Origin of the sequence: Bradyrhizobium sp., assembly GCF_016462955.1 — a bacterium.
In the GTDB taxonomy this organism is placed as follows: Bacteria; Pseudomonadota; Alphaproteobacteria; order Rhizobiales; family Xanthobacteraceae; genus Bradyrhizobium.
The window spans coordinates 7,015-10,577 of the sequence record NZ_JAEMSD010000221.1 but is presented as its reverse complement, the minus strand read 5'-3'; the positions used below and the strand labels follow the sequence as shown (position 1 = coordinate 10,577).

The 3,563-nt window shown below is 64.2% G+C and carries 4 protein-coding genes; 2 read left to right on the top strand and 2 right to left on the bottom strand.

Translation table 11 applies throughout. The features are described from left to right. Positions 1–1,033 (bottom strand): 4-hydroxyphenylpyruvate dioxygenase (gene hppD, locus JHD07_RS21620; RefSeq protein WP_291625592.1); only part of this gene is annotated, 1,033 nt, incomplete at its 3' end. Between the two features lie 121 nt (positions 1,034–1,154). Between hppD and JHD07_RS21615 the strand changes: the two genes are divergently transcribed. Next, positions 1,155–1,634 (top strand): Lrp/AsnC family transcriptional regulator, encoded by a 480-nt coding sequence (locus tag JHD07_RS21615; RefSeq protein WP_291625590.1) that lies wholly within the window; start codon positions 1,155–1,157, stop codon positions 1,632–1,634. Positions 1,635–1,708: 74 nt separating this feature from the next. Beyond that, on the top strand, positions 1,709–2,020 hold the full coding sequence (locus JHD07_RS21610; RefSeq protein WP_291625588.1) for a DUF1272 domain-containing protein: 312 nt from the start codon (positions 1,709–1,711) through the stop codon (positions 2,018–2,020). A gap of 116 nt (positions 2,021–2,136) precedes the next feature. Here JHD07_RS21610 and fahA read toward each other — a convergent pair whose 3' ends face one another. Next, positions 2,137–3,408 (bottom strand): fumarylacetoacetase, encoded by a 1,272-nt coding sequence (fahA, locus tag JHD07_RS21605; RefSeq protein WP_291625585.1) that lies wholly within the window; start codon positions 3,406–3,408, stop codon positions 2,137–2,139. Positions 3,409–3,563 lie beyond the last annotated feature (155 nt).

The window sequence follows — 3,563 nt, the reverse complement described above, 5'->3', positions numbered from 1 at the left end:
CGAAACCGTCGTCGCCCTTGCGCTGGATGAACTCGAAGAAGATCGGGCCGATCGCATTGGCCGAGAAGATCTGCAGCAGCACCTTGGTCTGGCCGCCCTCGACCACGCCCTCGCCGTCGATCAGAATGCCGTTCTTCTTCAGCCGCGCCAGATCCTCGCCATGCTTGGGCAGGCGCGAGTCGACCTTCTCGAAATAGGTGTCGGGCGGCGACGGCATGAACGGCAGGCCGGCCTCGCGCAGGTCTTCGATGGTGCGGTAGATGTCGCGGCAGCCGCAGGCGATGTGCTGGATGCCTTCGCCGCGATAGGTCTTGAGATATTCCTCGATTTGGCCGGACTCGCCGGCATCCTCGTTGATGGGAATGCGGATCTTGCCGTCGGGGCTGGTCAGCGCGCGCGAGAACAGGCCGGAGGCGCGCCCCTCGATGTCGAAGAAGCGGATCTGGCGGAAGTTGAACAGCTTCTCGTAGAAGCCGGCCCAGACATTCATGCGGCCGCGATGGACGTTATGGGTGAGATGATCGAGATAGAACAGGCCGGCGCCAACCGGCTTGGGATCGCGCGCGCCCAGCCATTCGAACTCGGCATCATAGGCCGAGCCCTTGGCGCCGTAGCGGTCGACCAGATAAAGCAGGCTGCCGCCGATGCCCTTGATGGCGGGCACGTCCAGCGTCTTCTGCGCGGATGAGGCATCGGCCGGCTCGGCGCCGAGCGCAATCGCGCGGTCATAGGCCGCCTTGGCATCGACGACGCGGAAGGCCATCGACGGCGCGCAGGGGCCGTGGGCGGCGACGAACTCGTAGCCGTGAGTGCCGGGCTCCTCGTTGACGAGATAGTTGACGTCGCCCTGGCGATAGACCGTGATCTTCTTGGTCCTGTGGCGCGCCACCGGCGCATAGCCCATCAGCTTGAACAGCGCGTGCAGTTGTTCGGGATCGGGGTGCGCATATTCGACGAACTCGAACCCGTCGGTGCCCATCGGATTGTCGGCGGTGATCGTGGCCGGCGGTGCATCGTGCGGAAACGGTCCCATGGTGTTCTCCCGAATGGCTGCTGACAGGAACTATCCTTCATGGGCTATGCAATGAGCGTGCAAACGAGACGGCGTTTGGCTATCGTATGCACGATCCGTGCATGAAATGGATGAATGACGCATGATTTCTGTTGATGCCTTCGACCTCAGGATCCTCAGCGCGCTCCAGGACGACGGCCGCCTCACCAACCAGGAGCTGGCCGAGCTCGCCGGCCTCTCGGCCTCGCAATGCTCACGGCGCCGGATGCGGCTGGAAGAGGATAAGGTGATATCAGGCTATCATGCCGACCTCTCCAGCGAGGCGCTGGGCTTCGGCGTGATCGCCTTCATCCAGGTCGGGCTCGCCACGCACTCCCCTGACAATTCCAAGCGCTTCCGCGCGCTGGTGAACCGGATCGACGAGATCCAGGAGGCGTATTCGCTGACGGGCGACGCCGACTATGTGCTGAAAGCCGTTCTGCGCGATCTCAAGGGCCTCTCCAACCTCGTCAACGACGTCCTGATGCCGCATCAAAGCGTGGCGCATGTGCGCTCGTCGATCGTGCTGGACCGGCTGAAAGAGAGCTCGAAGCTGCCGCTCAAGGAATTAAAGCCCGGCTGAAATCGAGGGAACTACGGCATTCGCGCTGGCTGCGCGATCTGCGATGATCCCAGTCCCATGTCCGGAGATTCAACATGGCGCTCCAGCTGCGACCGAACTGCGAATATTGCGACCGCGACCTGCCGCCCGCCGCAACCGATGCGCGGATCTGCTCCTATGAATGCACGTTCTGTGCGGACTGCGTCGAGACCAGGCTGTTCAATGTCTGCCCGAACTGCGGCGGCGGCTTCGCCCCGCGCCCGATCAGGCCGGCGCAGGAATGGCGGCCGGGCGTGTGCACGACGAAGCAGGCGCCGTCCGACAAGCGGGTGCATCTGAAGTACAGCGTGGAAGACGTTGCGGCGCATTGCGCGCGGATCAAGGACGTACCCCCGGAGAGGCGGTAGGTTCGAGGCCGTCGTTCCGGGGCGCGCAAAGCGCGAACCCGGAACCTCGAGATTCTCAGGTGCGCAATTGCGCACCGTAGTTCGATGCTTCGCATCGCCCCGGAATGACAGTGGCCTTACTTCGCCGGCAGAACCGTCCCCTCGACCTCGCCAAAGCCGACGCGGTAGCCGTTCCCCTGGCACCAGCCGCGCATGACGAGGCTGTCGCCGTCCTCCAGGAACGAGCGCCTGGCGCCGCCGGGCAGCTCGACCGGCTCGGTGCCGTTCCAGCTGATCTCGAGCAGACTGCCGCGCTGGTTCTTCTCCGGGCCGGAGATGGTGCCGGACCCTAAGAGATCGCCGACATTCATGGCGCAGCCGCTGGAAGCGTGGTGCATCAATTGCTGCACCGAGGACCAGTACATGTACTTGAAATTGGTGCGGCTGATGCTGGCGGGCGCATTGGCGCCGGCGGCGCGCAACGAGACGTCGAGTTCGACATCGTAGTTCTGCGGCCTGGTCTGCTTGAGATAGTCGAGCGGTACCGGTTGCTGCTCCGGCCCGTTCAGGCGGAACGGCTCCAGCGCCTCACGCGTCACCACCCAGGGGCTGATCGAGGTCGCGAAGACTTTTGCGAGAAACGGGCCGAGCGGCACATATTCCCATTGCTGGATGTCGCGCGCGCTCCAGTCGTTGAGCAAGACGAAACCGAAGATCATCTCCTCGGCCTGGTTCTCGGTGAGCATGCCGCCCATCGGCGAGGGCTGGCCGATCACGACGCCCATCTCCAGCTCGAAATCGAGCCGCTTGCACGGCGCGAAGCTCGGCAGGTCCACGTTCGGCGGCTTCAGCTGACCGCGCGGCCGCTTCACTTGGGTGCCGGAGACCACGACCGTAGAGGCGCGGCCGTTATAGGCGATCGGCATATGCAGCCAGTTCGGCTGCAGCGCGTTGTCCTTGCCGCGGAACATGACGCCGACATTGGTGGCGTGCTCCTTCGACGAATAGAAGTCGGTGTAGCCGGAGACGGTGAACGGCAGATGCAGCTTGGCGTCGCGCATGGGAACGAGCGCGCGCTTGCGCAGCTCCTCGTTGTCGCGCAGCTCCGGATGATCCGCGCGCAGGAGTTCGCTGATGCGCGCGCGGGTCTTGCTCCAGACTTTAGGCCCGAGCGCCATGAACGGATTGAGCGAGGGGCCCGAGAACACGCCGAGCGGGCCGACGTCGAGTCGGCAATCCTGCTCGAGCTCCCAGAGATCGAGCACGTAATCGCCGATCGCGACACCGACGCGCGGGGTTGGATTGGCCGCCGTCGAGAACACGCCATAAGGCAGGTTCTGGATCGGAAAGTCGGAGGAAGTTTCGACCTCGATGAAGGAGCGGAGACTGGGGTCGTTGGGGTGGGGCATTGGTTTCCCGTGAGCGCAGCGGTGACGGTGTCACCCTCCCCTGGAGGGGGAGGGTCGGTTCGCATGAAGCGAAGCGTAATGCGAAGCGGGGTGGGGTGATCTCTCCACTCGGCACCGCCTCAATGGAGGGACTGTCACCCCCCCCCCCGCGCTGT

What these genes read in the sequence shown, in the direction of transcription:
- JHD07_RS21615 (WP_291625590.1), top strand. Translation starts at nt 1,155, where the DNA reads ATGATTTCTGTTGATGCCTTCGACCTCAGGATCCTCAGCGCGCTCCAG.
- JHD07_RS21610 (WP_291625588.1), top strand. Translation starts at nt 1,709, where the DNA reads ATGGCGCTCCAGCTGCGACCGAACTGCGAATATTGCGACCGCGACCTG.
- fahA (WP_291625585.1), bottom strand. Translation starts at nt 3,408, where the DNA reads ATGCCCCACCCCAACGACCCCAGTCTCCGCTCCTTCATCGAGGTCGAA.